The organism is Bifidobacterium sp. LH_730, from assembly GCF_056355835.1.
The window spans coordinates 35331-50533 of sequence record NZ_JBKETB010000004.1 but is presented as its reverse complement, the minus strand read 5'-3'; the positions used below and the strand labels follow the sequence as shown (position 1 = coordinate 50533).

The 15203-nt window shown below is 63.5% G+C and carries 11 protein-coding genes; 2 read left to right on the top strand and 9 right to left on the bottom strand.

The window, feature by feature from the left end:
* Positions 1–256: 256 nt before the first annotated feature.
* Both AC1AUD_RS06610 and AC1AUD_RS06605 read right to left on the bottom strand, forming a co-directional pair.
* Positions 257–457, bottom strand: a complete 201-nt coding sequence (locus AC1AUD_RS06610) for a hypothetical protein (RefSeq protein ID WP_476573279.1) — start codon at positions 455–457, stop codon at positions 257–259.
* 21 nt (positions 458–478) lie between these two features.
* On the bottom strand, positions 479–2176 hold the full coding sequence (locus AC1AUD_RS06605) for an NAD+ synthase (RefSeq protein ID WP_476573277.1): 1698 nt from the start codon (positions 2174–2176) through the stop codon (positions 479–481).
* 33 nt (positions 2177–2209) lie between these two features.
* Between AC1AUD_RS06605 and AC1AUD_RS06600 the strand changes: the two genes are divergently transcribed.
* A complete protein-coding gene (locus AC1AUD_RS06600) occupies positions 2210–3007 on the top strand; it encodes a Cof-type HAD-IIB family hydrolase (protein ID WP_476573275.1) in 798 nt (265 codons plus the stop codon).
* Positions 3008–3092: 85 nt separating this feature from the next.
* Positions 3093–3659 (top strand): hypothetical protein, encoded by a 567-nt coding sequence (locus tag AC1AUD_RS06595; RefSeq protein WP_476573273.1) that lies wholly within the window; start codon positions 3093–3095, stop codon positions 3657–3659.
* 115 nt (positions 3660–3774) lie between these two features.
* On the opposite strand, the gene AC1AUD_RS06590 is transcribed toward AC1AUD_RS06595, so the two are convergent.
* From AC1AUD_RS06590 to AC1AUD_RS06560, 7 genes are all read right to left on the bottom strand, one after another.
* Positions 3775–4581, bottom strand: a complete 807-nt coding sequence (locus AC1AUD_RS06590; RefSeq protein WP_476573271.1) for an ABC transporter ATP-binding protein — start codon at positions 4579–4581, stop codon at positions 3775–3777.
* A complete protein-coding gene (locus tag AC1AUD_RS06585; RefSeq protein ID WP_476573269.1) occupies positions 4578–5426 on the bottom strand; it encodes an ABC transporter ATP-binding protein in 849 nt (282 codons plus the stop codon). Before AC1AUD_RS06585 ends, AC1AUD_RS06590 begins: the two co-directional genes overlap by 4 nt.
* A complete protein-coding gene (locus tag AC1AUD_RS06580; protein ID WP_476573267.1) occupies positions 5423–6295 on the bottom strand; it encodes an ABC transporter permease in 873 nt (290 codons plus the stop codon). Before AC1AUD_RS06580 ends, AC1AUD_RS06585 begins: the two co-directional genes overlap by 4 nt.
* Positions 6292–7350 (bottom strand): ABC transporter permease, encoded by a 1059-nt coding sequence (locus AC1AUD_RS06575; RefSeq protein WP_476573265.1) that lies wholly within the window; start codon positions 7348–7350, stop codon positions 6292–6294. The genes AC1AUD_RS06580 and AC1AUD_RS06575 overlap by 4 nt, the downstream gene beginning before the upstream one ends.
* A 64-nt stretch (positions 7351–7414) precedes the next feature.
* Entirely contained in the window at positions 7415–9031 is a 1617-nt protein-coding gene (locus tag AC1AUD_RS06570) for an ABC transporter substrate-binding protein (protein ID WP_476573263.1), read from the bottom strand.
* A gap of 326 nt (positions 9032–9357) precedes the next feature.
* Entirely contained in the window at positions 9358–12072 is a 2715-nt protein-coding gene (locus AC1AUD_RS06565; protein ID WP_476573261.1) for an InlB B-repeat-containing protein, read from the bottom strand.
* Positions 12073–12601: 529 nt separating this feature from the next.
* Positions 12602–14953 carry an S-layer homology domain-containing protein gene (locus tag AC1AUD_RS06560; protein ID WP_476573259.1) on the bottom strand — a complete coding sequence of 784 codons (2352 nt, stop codon included), beginning with the start codon at positions 14951–14953 and terminating at the stop codon, positions 12602–12604.
* Between the last annotated feature and the right edge of the window lie 250 nt (positions 14954–15203).

Sequence of the window (15203 nt, the reverse complement as noted above, 5' to 3'; positions counted from 1 at the left end):
GTGTTGGATTGGCGGCGCTTCTTCACACCGCCGTTACGTTTCTTAAGTCTAGTCCCCCGCCGTCGGGCCGACGTACAAAACGGCAGTGAATTATGTCACATTTTGTGAACGCTCACACCATCGGTATCGACAGTTTCGACAAAACGTGTGATGTAGCTCACGATATGGCTCCGCCCCGGCGTCCATCGCGCATGGATGAGTGGTGCCGGGGCGGATGGCCGTGGATATATGCGGGCCGTCGTTCGGGGCGGACCGGTCACCGGCCGCCGTCGGACGACCCCCAAGCGGCCCATTCGCGGTCGTCGTCATCCCACTTCTTGTTGCGGGTCTGGACGATGCGCCATGCGTCGAGCGCGTCCTCGCGGGTGGCGTAGGGGCCCATGCGCTGGGATATCGGGGACTGGGGGCCCAGCTCCGGCTGCTCGGTCACCGTGTTGAAATACCACTGCCTGTCCATATGCTTCCCTCCTCGATCGGCTCACTCGCGGAAGGCGTTGGTAATCGGCAGACGGCGGTCGCGGCCGAAGGCCAGCGCCGTCACCTTGGGACCGAGCGGATATTGGCGGCGCTTCCATTCGGCTCGGTCGACCAGACGCATCACCGTGTCGACGGTCTTCTCATCGAAGCCGTCGGCCAGGAGGTCCGCGCGGCCGTGGGCGTGCTCGATGTAGGCGGCGAGCACCTGGTCGAGCAATTCGTATTCGGGCAGCGAATCGGAGTCCTTCTGCCCGGGGCGCAGCTCGGCCGAGGGCGCCTTCTCGATGGAGTTGACGGGAATCATCACGCCGTCCGGCAGCGGCGTGCCGGCGTTCCCCTCCTCGTTGCCGACGATATGCAGTCCGCCGATACCCATGCCGGCGGCGGCCGCCTTGTTGCGCCAGCGCGCGATCTGCCACACCCGCACCTTGAGCAGGTCCTTGATCGGCGCGTATCCTCCCACGGCGTCGCCGTAGATCGTGGAGTATCCGCACGCGAGCTCCGACTTGTTGCCGGTGGCCACGGCAAGCAATCCGCGTGAGTTCGAGGAGGCCATGACGATGACGCCCCTGATGCGGGCCTGCAGGTTCTCGGCGGCCACGCCGTCGAGCCCGAGCTGGCTTTGGTAGGCATGGAACAGCGGCTCGATGGGCTGCACCTCGTAGTGCGCGCCGATGTTGGCGGCCAGGTCGGCCGCGTCGTCCTTGGAGCCGTCGGAGGAATACATGCTCGGCATGGAGATGCCCCACACGTTCTCGCCGCCGCAGGCGTCGGCGGCCATCGCGGCGACCAATGCCGAATCGATGCCGCCGGACAGGCCGAGGGTGACGCCGGTGAACCGGTTCTTGGCCATATAGTCCTTGAGCCCCAGCACGCAGGCGGTGTAGACCTCCTCGTCCGGGTCGAGCGCCGGGGCGATTTCGCCGGGCGTCTGACGTTCCGCCTCGGTGTCGAGCGTCCAGAGCGCGAGGTCCTCCATGAACATCGGGCTACGGGCGAGCTCTGAGCCGTCCCTGTCGACGACGAAGCTGCCGCCGTCGAAGACCAGATCGTCCTGGCCGCCGACCTGATTGACGTAGATCAGCGGGGCGCCGACCTCGCTGGCGCGGCGTGCGGCCAGTTCGAGGCGCACATGCGTCTTGCCCTCCTCATAGGGCGAGCCGTTGATCGTGACCAACGCGTCGATGCCGCGGCCGGCCAGTTCGGCGACCGGACCGCCGTCCTGCCAGATGTCCTCGCAGATCGCCACGCCCAGGCGCGCGCCATCCACGTCGAGCACGACCGAGCGGTCGCCGGCGGAGAAGATGCGGAATTCGTCGAAGACGCCATAGTTGGGCAGGAAATGCTTGTCGTATCCGGCCCACACAACGCCGTCATGGAGCACGACCAAGCGGTTGTAGGGTTTGTCGGTGGCCTTGTCGGTGCCGACTGTGCCGACGACGACGAACAGATCGCCCAGCGATTCGGACTTCAGCTGCGCGGCGAGTTCGTTGGCCTTGTCCCATGCGGCGGCGCGGAAAGTGCGGCGCAGGGCGAGGTCCTCGATCGGATAACCGGTCAGCGTCATCTCGGGGAACACGACGACACGCGCGCCCGAGACGGCGGCTTTGCGGGAGAAGTCGAGCACCTTGGCGGCGTTGCCGCCGAGGTCGCCGACGCAGGTGTCGATCTGGGCCAATGCGAAGCGAATCTGGGTCATGCGCCCCAGCATACTCCGGGATATGCTGGTGCCATGAGCGACATCAAAGGCGTCTTCTTCGACATCGACGGCACGCTGACCAGTTTCGTGACGCATATCGTGCCCGAATCGACCGTGCGCGCCATCCAGGATCTGCGGGCCAAGGGCGTCAAGGTGTTCATCTGCACCGGCCGCGCGCCGTCGTATATGGGCGTGGTGCTCGACACCATGCCCGTGGCCTTCGACGGCATCGTGGCCCTCAACGGCCAGTATTGCTTCGATGACGACGGGCTCCTCGCCAGGAATCCGCTCGACCAGACCGACGTGGCCACGGTCACGCGTTGGCTCGACGAGCACCCGGATGTGGTCGCGAACTACGCCGAGGAGGACTACGCCTACTTCAACCAGATCACCGACACCATGCGCAAGGCATGGGCCGGACTCGGCAAAACCGCCCCGCAGCGATTCGTCGACGATCCGCATATGCGCACGCCGACACACGACACGTTCCAGATCAGCCCCTATATCGACGAGGCCACCGAGGCCGAGCTGCTGGCGCTATGCCCGAACACGACGGGCGTACGCTGGCATCCCGACTTCACCGATCTCATCCCGGCGGACGGCGGCAAGCCGAGCGGCATGAGGCGTTTCATGGAGCGATATGGGTGGCAGCGCGAGGAGACCATGGCTTTCGGCGACGGCGGCAACGACACCGAGATGCTGCGCTTCGCCGGCATCGGCGTGGCGATGGGCAACGCCACCGAGGAACCGAAGAAGGCCGCCGACTGGGTCACCGACGATGTGGACCATGACGGCGTGGCCAACGCGCTCAGGCATTTCGGCGTGCTGTGAGTTTGCTCACAGCAGACCCCGGGACAGCCCTGACTTACCCCCGAAACAAGGAGCGGGGGGCTTGGCGTCCATTAGAATCGGGGGCATGAGCAACAACACCATCATCAAGATCATCGCCACCTCCGTCGTCTCGCTGGCCGCGCTGTCCATGCTGGCGGGCTGCTCCTCCTCGACCAGCGCCGAGGACCGCATCCTCGCCAAACTGGACTCCATGCAGCAGGAGATCGACGACCTCAAGAACGGCCGGGACACCGGCTCCTCCACCGGTTCGAACGACGCCAAGGGCCCGGACTCCGGTTCACAGGCCACCGATGGCGGCAACGGTTCGAACGGCACGACCGGATCCAACGATTTCGAGAAAACCATCACCGATCTGGAGAAGCGCGCCACCTCCGCGGCCGACGCCGCCAAGAAGGCGGCAGTCCCCTCGAATCCCGCCGACCGCCCGCGCGCCTATATGGATGCGAAGGCGCCGCTCGAGAAGCTTGACAACGAGACCGACCTCGTCGACGACCAGCTCGAGGCCGCGATGCGCTCGAACCAGATCGACCGGCAGACCTATTTCCAGTACGAACAGCGTCTCGATGCGATCGACGACACGCTCGACCGGGCCGACGACCATCTCGAGCTGTCCATGGGCGTCGACGACTGAGCCGACGCGCGATCTGTCGGAACACACCCCATAAAGCCTCATAAGAACATGACGGCGGCCGTCCCCCACCGGGGACGGCCGCCGTCATGTCTGCGCTCCGCCGGACTAGGCCGTGTCAATCCTCGTCGGACTGCTCGTCCCAGTCGCCGCCGGGGATGCGCCCCAAGCCATCTGGCTCGGGAATCGAGGACAGCAGACGCTTGGTGTAGTCCTCCTGCGGATGGTTCCACAGATCCTCCGTGGCACCCTGCTCGACGATCCGTCCGGCGTTCATCACCAGCACACGGTCCGCGATCAGCCGCACAACCGCCAGGTCGTGGCTGATGAACAGCAGCGAAGCCTTGGTGCGCAGGCACACATCGCGCATCAGCATGGCGACCTTGGCCTGCAGCGAGGCATCCAGCGAGGCGATCGGCTCGTCGCCGATGAGCAGATCGGCGCCGGCGGCCACGGCGCGCGCGATGGCGATGCGCTGGCGCTGCCCGCCGCTGAACTGATAGGGATAGGCGCCCTTGGCCTCGCGGGGGATCTCCACCATATCCAACAGCTCGTCCACGCCCGGCGCCTGACCGGGATTGACCCTGCGCCCGTCCTCGATCTGGCTGGCGATCGAACGCCGCGGATTGAGCGAGGCATAGGGGTTCTGGAAAACCATCTGGATGCGCATGAGCCTGGGATCGCGGCGGCGCATCGTCAGGGGTGTGACGGGCGTGCCGTCGAAGACGATCGAACCGGCGCTGGGCTTCTCCAACCCGCAGATCGCGCGCGCCGTGGTGGACTTGCCGCACCCGGACTCCCCCACCAATCCGACGATCTCGCCGGGACGCACCTCGAAGGAGACGCCGCGCACGGCCTTGAGCGGATCGCGCCCGGGGCGGTTGTAGGTGACGGACAGATCCTTGACTTCCAGCGTCGCGCTCATCGCTCCTCCTCCTGCCGCCGGTGCTCCATGATCGACTTGGGCAGCGAATCGATGAGCTGCCTGGTGTAGGGGTGCTTCGGGGAACGGATCACCTCGTATCGGCTGCCGCGTTCGACGATCTCGCCCTCGCGCATGACCACGATGTCGTCGGCCAGCGCCGACATGACGCCCAGATCGTGCGAGACCAGCACGATGGCCGTGCCGAGCGTGTCGCACAGGTGACGCAGCAGCCTCAGGATGCCGGCCTGCACGGTCACGTCGAGCGCGGTGGTCGGCTCGTCCGCGATGATGAGCTCGGGCCTGCACGCCACGGCGATGGCGATGGCGATGCGTTGCAGCTGCCCGCCGCTGAACTGATGGGGATACTTACCCAGAGCCTCCTCGGGCTCGGGCACCTTCACCAACGACAGCAATTCGAGCGCGCGTTCGCGGGCCTGGGCCTTCGTGAGCCCCAGATGGAAGCGCATATGGTCGGTCAGCTGCCTGCCGACGGTGAGCATCGGATGCATGCTGGCGGTCGGATCCTGGAAAACCATGGCGATATGACGGCCGCGATAGGCGTTGCGCTGCCGCTCGCCCAGAGACAGCAGATCGACGCCCTCGAATTCGATGCGCCCGGAGACCTTCGCATCCTCGGGCTGTAACCCAAGGATGGCCAGGCCCGTCATCGTCTTGCCGGAGCCGGACTCGCCGGCCAGGCCGGTCACCTTGCCCGCGGGAATCTCAAGGTCCACATCCCTGAGGATGTGACGGCCGTCGATCTCGAGGTTCAGTTTCGAGACGGACACGCCGGTGAACGCGGCATCGTGCGCGCCGCGTGCGTTTGCGTCGGTTCCCTTGCTCATGCCACACGCCTCCTCATATGCGGATCAGTGGCGTCGCGCAGCGCGTCGCCCAGGAAGTTGAAGCCGATCACCACGGTGAAGATGGCCAGGCCGGGGAACACCGCGATCCACCAGTCGGAGAAGTTCTGCATGCCCGCGGAGACCATGGAGCCCCATTCGGCGGCCGGCGGCACGGCGCCCAGGCCGAGGAACGACAAACCGGAGAGCAGCAGGATGGCATTGCCGAAGTCAAGCGTGGCGAGCACCAGCACCTGCGAGGCGACGTTCGGCAGCACGTCCACGCGCAGGGAGTGCCACACGCTGAATCCAAGCAGACGGTCGGCGACCACGTATTCGCTGCCGCGCACGCCGAGCACCTCGGAACGCATGATGCGGGCGTATTGCGGCCAATTGACGACGAGCATCGCCAGCACCGCGTTGCCGATGCCGGGGCCGAGGGCCGCCGTGATGACCATGGCCAGGATGATCGGGGGGAAGGCGAGCACCAGATCGCACAGACGCATGATGACCTCGCCGGCCACGCGTCCGAAATATCCGGCGACCATGCCCAGGAAACCGCCCACCAGCAACGAAAGCACGACCAGCAGCGCGGCCACCGGAATGGACAGACGAGCGCCGTTGACCACGCGGGAGAACACGTCGCGGCCGAGCTCGTCGGTGCCGAACCAGTGGGCTCCCGAGGGAGCCATGAGCCGGTCGCCGGTCTGGGCGAGCGGATCCTGCAGGGGCAGCATGGGGCCGAAAAGGGCCACCAGCAGCCAGAACACGATGATGACGACGCCGACGACGGCCAGCGGCTGGCGCCATGCGGAGGGGATGGACAGCCGACGCTTCGCCGGACGTTCGATGGATGCGGTCGCAGCGCTCATTGCACCCTCACTCTCGGATCGATGAGACCGTACAGCAGGTCCACGATGAAATTGACGACGATATAGACGACGCTGACCACCAGGCCGACGCCCATGATCGCCTGCAGGTCGAGCGTGGTGGCCGACTGGTAGGCGAACTGGCCGATGCCATGCCAGGAGAACACCGACTCCACGAGCACCGAGCCGGACAGCAGCGAGCCGAAGACCAGACCCACCATGGTCAGGATCGGCAGCAGGGAAGCGCGCATGATGTAGCCCCAGGTGACCACGCCGGAGGGCAGGCCCTTGGCGCGGGCCGAGGTCACATAGTCCTGGTTGAGCACATCGAGGATGGCCGAGCGGGAGAAGCGGATGAGCAGGCCCACGGTGTAGAGGGTGAGCACGATGGTGGGCAGGGCGAGATGGGCCAGGGCATTGCCGAGCGTCGCCCACTGGCCTGCCAGCAATGCGTCGACGGTGTACATGCCCGTGACGTGCGGGGGCGGCGTGAGCGTCGCGTCGAGCCGCCCCGAGCCCGGCAGCAGGTTCAGTTTGTAGAACAGCAGGAAGAACAGCAGCATCGACAGCCAGAAGGTGGGGATCGAAATGCCCACGAGGCTGATCACGCGGATGAGCTGGTCGGAGAACCGACGATGGTGCAGAGCGGCCCACAGGCCCAGGCCGATGCCGATGACGATCGACAGCACAAGCACGCCCAGGGCCAGTTCCATAGTCGCGGGGAAGGCCGTGGACAGGTCCTTGGCGACGGGGGTGTGCGTCTGCGCGCTGGTGCCGAGGTCGCCGTGCAGCAGACGGGCGAGATAGAGCCCGTATTGCACGGGCAACGGCTTGTCGAGCCCCATTTCGGCGCGAGTCTTCGCGACGATGGCCGGATCGGCGGCCGCCTGTTCGCCCAGAACCGCCGTGACCGGGTCGGCGGGCACCAGATTGGTCAGGATGAAGGTGATCAGGGTCGCGCCCCACACCAGGAACACGCTGATGACCAGCCTGATCGCGATGTAACGCGCCAATGGATGTCTGCGGCGCGCACGCACCGCTTTGCCGGCGTCTGTCACGACGGTTCTCCTTTATGCATATTGCCAGGTCCCCACACGCGCGATGTGCGCATGGGGACGGACGTCACTTCAGCAGGGCGAGGTCGATGTACCACATCGGATTCGCCTTGACGTTCTGCAGCGAATTCGCGTAGACGATGGAGTTGCTCGGCGTGACCAGCGGCACGAACGGGCCGTTCTCGTTCATGGCCTTCTGGGCCTCCTGCCACGCCTTGGCGCGGGTGGCGGGGTCCGTCGCCGCGGAGGCGGCGTCGAAGGCGGGCTTGACCTGGGCGGCGCCGGTGGCGTTCGCCGTGGTGTCCCAGCCGGCGCGCAGGCCCACGGACCCATCGGGGCCGAAGGCGGCGTAGTCGGCGGGATCCGGGTAGTCGGCCTGCCAGAAGATCAGGCCGGCCTGGGCCTTGCCGGAGCGATAGGAATCGAGGAACGTGGTCGAGGGCGAGGGCTTGAGCTCGAGGTTGATGCCCACCTTCTTGACCTGCTGCTGGATCAGCTGCGCCAAAGTCTGCAGATTGACGCCGGCGATGTTGTATTCGGAGCTGAACTCGAAGGCGATGGGCTCGCCCTTGTAGCCGCTTTCGGAGAGCAGCTTCTTGGCCTTGGCCGGATCGTAGGTGTTGGACTCGTCGGATTCGAGCGACCCTTCGACAGAGCCCGGGATGATGCCCGGGGCCTGCACCGCGCCCTCGCCGGCCAGGTCGACGATCGCGTCATAGTCGATGGCATGGCGGAACGCCTGCACGAACTTGGGGTCCGAGGCCTGCTTGCCATACTGTTCCTGGGAGTTGAGCCAGAGGAAGAAGGTGTAGAGCGACTCGGCCTTGGCCACCTTGGTGTTGCCGCCGTCGAGGCCCTTGAGATCGTCCTGGTTGACGTCGAAGGCGAGCTGGGCGGAGCCGGCCTGCATGTTCACCTTCTGGGTCGAGCCCTTCACGTTCTGAAGGACCACGTTCGTGTAGGTCGGCTTGTATTTGCCGGAGTACTTGTCGTTGGCCTCGATCTTGACCTCGCTCTTGGGATCGACCGAGGTCACCTTGTAGGGGCCGGAGCCGATGGAGTTCGAGTTCAGCCATTCGTCGGCCTTGTCGTTGGCATCGGTGGTGCCGCCGTGGGCCTCGACGACCTTCTTCTCCAGCACCGCCAGCGACGGGTTCGGCAGGATGTAGGGCAGCGCCGGGTTCGCCACGGAGCTGGTCAGCGTCACGGTCTTGTCGTCGGTCTGCTTGACCTTGACGGGCTTGCCGGCGGGGTCGTTGAGCAGGAACGCGGGGTTGCCCTGCACGCCGATGACGCGCTGCAGGCTGAAGGCCACGTCCTCGGCGGTCACCTTGGCGCCGTCGGAGAAGGTGTGCGAGCCGTCCACGGTAAGGGTGACGACCTTGGCGTCATCGGAGATCGTGTATTGCGCGACCGCGGGGACGACCTCCTTGAGGTTCGTGCCGTCGTCGCCGTAGTCGAGCACGGTCTCGTAGGTCTGGCGGTTGACGAACTTGCCGGTGAACTCGAAGTCGCGGGCCGGGTCGAGCGTCTTCAGATCGAAGACGTTGTTCACGACGAGCGACTTGCCGCCATTGGCGGTAGTTCCGGAGCCGGCGTTCCCCCCGCCGCAGGCCGCCAATCCCACGAGCATCGCGGCGGCACTGGTCAGTGCCGCGAGCTTTGCCATCGTTCCCTTATGCATATGAATTTCCTTCTCTATTGATGACAGGCCATATTCGCAGCCCACAATCAACGCATCAGTATCGCGCATCTCGTGTTACGAGACATCGCCGTCTCACAACGTGAACGTTCCGGGCTTCCCAAGGCTATTGACGCGGCTTATGGCCGGCAATCAAGCCAAGGCGTTCCTTGGAAATCACGTCCTCGTACTCCATAGTTCTCCACGGTGCCAGATGCTCGCCATGGAGGACTGAAACTGCTGGATGTTCAAAGTGTCTAGGTTTTCTGAAGCGATGGGCCAGAGCGAGGCACCTCGCTCTGGCCCATCATTGCTTCAGTCTGGTTGCGTCAGAATGCGACCAGTCCTTTGGAGGTCACCCGTCCGAGGAACGCGGCCGCGTCCTGGCGCAGGATGGTCTGTCCGCCGCGGAAAGTGCCATCGGGGAATCCTGTGCTCACGCCGGCCTGTTTGGCCCATGCGATCGCCTGGGCGTGCGGGGTCTGCGCTGTCACGTCAGTGAACGAAGAGGCATTGTCTGCCGCGGGACCACCTGCGAGGCGGTGCAGCATTGCGATCAGGTCCTGTCGTAGGATATCCTTGCCGCCCGCATAGGTGCGCGTCCCATCATCGGCGGTGAAGCCGGTGACGACGCCGTTCTTCGCGGCCCAGAGAATCTCCCTGTAATGCGGCGTCGACTCGTCCACATCAGCGAACACAAAGTCGGCTTTCGCGGGCTCGTAGTCGGGTTGTCCGGCCATCCGGTAGAGGAAGGCGGCCAGATCCTGACGGTTCAGGCTTGCCATGCCGCGGAAGGTGCCGTCGGGGAATCCCCGGGTGATGTCCTTGGCCAGAAGGCTGCGGATCTCCTCGTGGTGCGGGGTCGTGTCGTCCATATCCTTGAACATGACCAGCACATTAATGTCCACTTTCTTGGAATCGTCCTTCTTCGATGCGAGCGTCGCGGTCTGCGCGCCGGGTTTCGAGGAGTCGATTCCGGAGACGGTCACGCCTTCGGCGTCGACAATCATGCCGTCACCGAAATCAACCTCGAGACCGGAGAGATCGAGCTGGCCTCCGAAGGGCACGTCCGTGTTCGACGGAGGAGACACGACTTGGGGCTTCGACGGCGTGACGGTCGATCCTCCGCCACTACTACCTCCACCGCCACCTCCTCCGCTGTTTCTGGTCCACTTGGCGTACAACGTCAGATCGGCCGTCACCGGAACAGTGAAATCATAGGCCTGAGACAGCTCCTTGTCCGAATACCAGCCGGCGAACGAATACCCGGCCTTACTGGGATTGTCCGGCTTGGCTGCCCGCTCGCCAAGAATCACGCTCTGCGAGGGAACTTCCGAACCCCCGTTCGAATCGAAGCTGACCGTGGCGTTCACACGCGTAACAACGAGATCCGCCCCATTGACACCGAGGCCGTATCCCAGTGTGCCTTCGGGAACGACGAGCTTGAACGAGGACAGGCCTGCCTGTGCAGCATCCGCGGAATTGAAGGAGATAAGTGTTGTGCCTTCCTTCGGGGCCGTCACAGTGCCATCGGTCCCGGTGACCGCGATACCGATCGGAGTGGTTGATTGGACCTTATCGGAAATCTTAACCTGAGGCAGCGCGCCATCCGCGCCGGTTTTCAGTTGGATGGCGTTGGCGGCATTGCCGTCGGATGAGATTGTGCTCCACTCGTGGTTTTCCGCGATGATGGCCGTTCCTCCGACGGCCAGAGACAGACCGGTGTAGTCAAGAGCGCCCTCGCCGGCCCCGGACGGCACAACGGCCGTGGCCCCTTCGATGCTCAGTGTGCGCGAAACCGCGGACGAGACGTTGTCGGACGAGGAGTCCGTCAAGCCTGGCGCAACGCCTCCAGCATTGACGACCATGGTAAGGCTGTTGGTGGTGGACTTCTCGCCGGGCATGGGATCTCCCATTCCCGCGTCGGCGAAGGCGCCTCCGGAGTGCAGGGGCGTCTTGGACAGATCGATGGATGTGACGATGGTGACGGCATCGGCACGCGCATTGACCACGTGATCATATCGGTCAAGCCAAGGATAGCCGCTCAGTCCCACCATCAGATTGCCCGGAGTGATGGTTCCCACCTTTCCGCCGGTGATGTTCGCCGTGAAGTCGGTGACGGTCCAGGTCGGTGCTTGCTGAGTGTCCTCGGGACTCACGGCGCCGATGGTGCTGCCTGCGACGAGATCGCCCACCTCTCCCCCGGAGACGTTCACGGTCACCTTGCCCTGGCTCAACGACACCTGTTTCGCAACGAAGATGCCGAGGCCATAGGTTCCGCCATACAAGCTGTCGACTTTGCCTCCTTCGACCGACACATTGGCCCCGGGATATTTGACGATGCCGGACCGTTCGAAGGTATCGGCCATGCCTCCGGTATACAAATCTTGGATGTGGGCGCCGTCGCGAACAATGACGTTATACGCTTCGGAACCACTTTGATCGAACACGCCGTCTTCCGCCGCACTGTTGCCTATGAAACCAGCCAGGACAATGGCGTAGTCGCCGCTCTCGAAAGTCAGGTCACTGCCGGGGTTGATTGTCAATTTACCTTTCACGGAGTCGCGGTAGTTGCCGCCGCCCACAATCTTGTAGCCGGTACCCTTCCCGTTATCTTTCCACTGGTAGGTGACGCCCTGCCCGAAGGTCAGCGCGTAGCCGTTGGCGACGAGACAGCTCCCTGAGACATAGCTGGCATCGATGTACAGGTCATGGAACAGCGTGGCAGCCTGCAAATTGATAGACGACGCGCGAAATATCAGCTTGACATCATTCTGGGCACTGATGCTCATCGGATATCCCGGCAAAATGATATCCGAATAATGTTTTTCGAAATAACCCTTATCGGGCGATGCCTTCCCATTGGGCGAAAAATACGTGTCTCCCACCAGCACGATGGAACCCATGTCAGCGTTCTTGGATTTGCGCTGTTTCTCAGCCAGTTCATAGGCCTTATCGAAACCCTGAACAGGGGTTTCGACGTTCAGACCATCGTTGGTGTCTTTGCCATTCGTGCCGTCCACATAGATGGGAGTCGTGGCCACACTGGCCGATTGCGAAGGAGATGCCCCGCTGGGCGTCTCCTCCGCCCGAGCGGTGGGAGCCGCCATCGGCGATGCGCACAGGCCTAATGACGATAGCAGGAACGCCATCGCCGCGATGAGTCCTACCCACTTACGACGAATGTCACCCCCCCCCCATTGCTTTCAGGGATGGGGACCTCTGTGATGTGTTCATGATGGAGCCTTTCCGCCGAACGCCTCTGTCCGGCTATTTCTGCATGAAACAAGTGCGTCCTTTGGACACTTTCATGCACACCACTGAATAATGGCGTTCATTGTTAATGATAGGCTTCGGCAATCCTTATTGTTCCAATGACATGCGGCGCGATGACGCATGGGCACGAGTGGTATTTCACTGGCATCAATGGCGTGTGTTTGGAACATCAAGCAGAGCTCATCATGTTGTCGATATGAGCGTGCCCCGGATGAGATGTTCGTTCCAGAACAGAAGCGGTTGCCCCGCCCGGTTTTTCCGGACGGGGCAACCGCTTCTGTTCTGGAGCGAACGATGTCAGAACTTGATCAGGTTCTTGTCGATCATGCGTCCGAGGAACGCGGCGGTGTCCTGGCGGACAATGGTGTCGCCACCTTGGAACGTGCCGTTGGGGAAGCCGGTCGTCACACCGGCCTGTTTTGCCCAGGCAATCGCCTCGTGGTGAGGCGTCGCGTCGGTCACATCCGAGAAGGACTGGCCGGCGTCCACCTTGAGGCTGCCAGCAAGCCGATAGAGCATCGCAATCATGTCCTGGCGCAGGATGTCCCTGCCACCGGCGTAGGTGCGCGTCCCGTCGGGCTGGTCATAGCCCTTGACGACACCGTTCTTCGCGGCCCACAGAATCTCACGGTAATGCGGCGTCGAGGTGGTGACGTCGGTGAACACGAAGTCCTCCTTCGAAGGCGTGTAGTCCGGCTGCCCGGCCATGCGGTACAGGAACGCCGCCAGATCCTGACGGTTCAGGCTGCGCATGCCGCCGAACGTGCCGTCGGGGAAACCTCGCGTGATGTCCTTCTTGAGGATCAGGTTGATTTCCTCGTGGTGCGGGGTGGAGGAGTCCACGTCCTTGAACCCGACCAGCACCTCGATCGTGACCTTCTTCGTCGGATCCTTCTTAGAGGCGAGGACGACCTTCTGCACGCCGGGCTTGCTGGAATCGTAGCCGGACACGGTCATGCCCGTGGCATCGACCACGCCCTGGCCGTCTCCGAAGTCGACCTTGATACCGTTGAGATCGAGCCCCTGGCCGTAGCTGAGCTCGGTGTTGGCGGGAGGCGTGACCACGGTCGGCTCGGAGGGGGTCGGCTCGGGATCAGGGGTCTCGGTGCCGCCAGTGGAACCGGAGTCGCGGTTCAGTTCGATCGACCCGATGGTCGTGCCACTCACGTCCGCGAACTGGGCGGCGGTCACGTTGATGTACTTGACTTGTTCGTCCGCGAAGGCGGCGTCGATGAAAGCGTTGAAATCGCTGCTGTCATTGAGGCGCATGGCCTTCGACGTTCCGTCCGCTCCGACCATGAGGCGGGATGAGAGCCTGGGCTGCCAGGTGTACGTATGGGCAATGCCATTGTTCGCCTGGTGGCCCGGCATGGGCAGGCAGTGCGCCGTGTAATCCGGTTGGGAGGTCGCCCACGACGCCGCGCACGCGTTCAGCCGCACGGCCAGTTTGTTACTTCCGCCCCAGCCCGTGGTCGTGAAGGTCAGGTCCTTGAGCTCCTGCTTGGTGGCCTTGGTCTTGGATGGGACCAGTTTGCCGGCATTCTTCGAGGTGGTCTTCACGGCGTACAAGGTTCCGTTTTCTGGGTAGTCCATCGTCGTGCCGGCCGTCACGCCGTCCCTGGACGGGCTGAGCACATATTGGCGGTCGGATTCGGTGTACAGGAAGTAGTACCAGGCGCCGGTGCCATCTTGCTTGGTGTTCCACCCGTAGACGTCGTATGCGTCCAGCGAGGCCAGGTTGACGTCGTACGCGGCGGGCGCGCCGAACTTGGAGTCCGGCTGCCAGGCGCCGTCGGCGCTCTTCGACCCATCGACGGTGAACGACTTGTCCCCGTTCCGGAATGTGATGGAAGCCTCCGCCGAATCAGGCGCGTCATTGGACACATTGACCGTGTAGGTCACGCGGAACATGGGCCACGCGTTTGGCTCGTACGCTCCATGGCCGCCGGCGCCCCGGTAGTAATCGAGTGTGAACGTGTAGGTGCCTTCATTGCTCGGTGCGATATATCGAGGATCATTGAGGGTAATGCCTCCGGAGGAGGAGGGCTCCTTCTTCGATACGTTCTTCAGCTCTCCCGCGGACGGCTCGGCTCCGTTAAGCATGGGTTCCCAGTAGTAATAGCCGTTCGCGTCATCCAATGGCGGCATGGGCAACTTGGTCTCGCTGCCCGGCTTGACCGTCAGCGTCTTGGACTGGGTCTCGGGCGGGTTGAGCACATCGACCTCATAATCCAGCGTCAGCACATCGCCCTTGTCGTAGTCCTTCTTCGTGCCGAAGTCGTTGATCCCCAAGGAGCAGGATGCCGACAGGGTGACCTCCAAGGCGAACGTGTCGTCGACGTCCTTATCATAGGGCGCATCCGTGTCCGCGGTGTAGGTCGCGAAGATAAATCTCTCATCGCCGCTCTTGGCTTGGATGGAGCCATGTTTGGGCTGGGTCTTGACCGTGTACGGCGCAGCCAGGCAATCCGGCTGATTCGTGCTGTCCTGGATGTCCCGGGTCTGGCCTCCGCCCAACGAAAATTGCGTGGAAATTCCGCCTTCCGTGATCTCCGCGTTGGCGGGCGTGGCGATGGATACGCATCCCAATGCGGTCGCGGCGGCCAGCGCCAAACCTGTGATGGCAGTTGACGTTCGCTTGCCTGTCATTATTTCTCCTTCTTTCCATCCCCGCCTTGCCGCGACTGTTGTCGGCCGTGACTTGACGCGGTTAGACCGGATTCTAACGGGGGGGGGGACGGATAGTCGGAGGCTTTCGAGAGATTTCGCGTCTCGCAAGGATGACGGAAATCGTCAGTAAGGAACGCATCGTCTCCCGGTCCTAACGGTCAGGTCCGAGAGACGATGCGCGTTGGTTGTCTCTAGAGATCAGTTCACTTCCTGACGCGCTTGATTTCAG